Origin of the sequence: Acinetobacter sp. USHLN143, assembly GCF_037145695.1 — a bacterium.
GTDB classification, from domain to species: Bacteria; Pseudomonadota; Gammaproteobacteria; order Pseudomonadales; family Moraxellaceae; genus Acinetobacter; species Acinetobacter fasciculus.
This window is the reverse complement of sequence record NZ_JBBCWZ010000159.1, coordinates 1-1,587: the sequence shown is the minus strand read 5'-3', so window position 1 is coordinate 1,587 and position 1,587 is coordinate 1. Positions and strand designations below refer to the sequence as shown.

At 39.5% G+C, this 1,587-nt stretch carries 1 protein-coding gene; it reads right to left on the bottom strand.

From position 1 onward, the window contains the following. Positions 1-141 precede the first annotated feature (141 nt). Positions 142-1,185 carry a hypothetical protein gene (locus WFH18_RS17385; RefSeq protein WP_034439156.1) on the bottom strand — a complete coding sequence of 348 codons (1,044 nt, stop codon included), beginning with the start codon at positions 1,183-1,185 and terminating at the stop codon, positions 142-144. Positions 1,186-1,587: the final 402 nt, after the last annotated feature.

Genomic DNA, 1,587 nt, shown 5'->3' with positions numbered 1-1,587 from the left:
GAGGTATGTGTTGCCTGAGAGGAGGGTTAGAAGTTGCCCACGAGTTGTGAAAGGAAAACCACAGAAATACCCAAGAAAATGCCAGTCAATTTCTTAACTGACTGGCATTACGGCAATACGGGGCTTTTTTGACATCTCAAATTATTGTTTATCCCCGATAATGGTAGACCACAGCAGGTCATCAATTTCACTGCCATTGAAATAAACAGTAACCTTCAATGATTCAGGCTGGTTCTGTTTGACTTCAATCACCTGATCATAACTGTCATCAATTCTAAGCACACCCTCTTTTGGTAAATGCTTATAGTTATTTAATACGGTTTCATCCATTTTGAATGGTGTCGTAGTATTGAACTTAAAACTGTAACGATAATCTGCCAGGTCAGGCTGACCGATAATCGTGCCACGACTGGTTAAGGTACGAATCCCATTGCTACCACTGCCATAATCATCCACCAAGCTGTAATTATAATTACGCACTTGCAGGTATTCTTTGCTCTTTGTATCAAACGCGATTCCAGAAGTACCCGCCTGACCGGTCTCGGCTATACGCTGGAATTCCAACTGATCGATTTGATAAGACTCGGATTCACCCATTTCATTTTTAGTTTTACGATGCACAATCGTGCCAGAAATCAGGTAGTCGTCCTTGAGATTAAAATCTACATTTGAGCCATAACGGACATTGCTAAAGCTTAAAGTCGTCGTATCACCGTTCATCGTCTGAGTAATGGTTGAGCCTTTACGATAAGTCTTGTCCAGAATAACACAGCTATCTTTATCCGTTTTTAATTTCAGGGTTTTGACCGAACCAGTGGTATTGACTTCCGAACAGATCAGATTTGGATATTTAATACTATTGATGCCCAGATTATAAATTTTGATGATACGTGCAGTACGCCCATAAGGATAATGTGCAAATACTTCACCAATCATGTGACCCAGAGCGACGTTATAGTCGGTATCATTACTGGTATTGCCTGAAATTTTATCGCGAATTTTATCTACAATGTCCTGATCTTCAAGCAGGACAAATTCCTCTGAAAGCTCAGAGGAAATACTTTCCTTCGGAACATTTGGAGGTGTAGTGACAGTAGGACTGTCTGAGCTACTTCCCCCACCACTACAGGCACTCATTAAACCCGAGACAAGAGCGAGTCCAAAGATAGAAATCTGCTTTTTTATAAAATTTATTCCCTAAAATTTCTTTGCATTTTTATTTGGTGATCACTAAAGATTGGCCATCTCGAAACTGAATAGCTCAAATGCTATTTCTGCCGGTAATGTTTTTTCTTGGCAGCCAGCTTTATCCTTCGATAGCGCTTTATCTTTAAACAAAGAATTTTTTGGTTCTGTAATTTTAATGTATATTTCAAACAACAATTATCATAAGAAATGAAGTGCTTATTTGAATCTTGTTCCTTACCAGAGTCACTTTTCAACACACTTAAAGCGCATTTAATTAGATGGATTAACGTAAGCGTCCGCTGAACCCCATGCCTATTTTTTAATTCGGTTCAGGTTTCCAGCAGTGTGGCAGTAACTCTTCAATCTGGGTCACTTTATGTGTCGGCAGCCTTTTCAGCA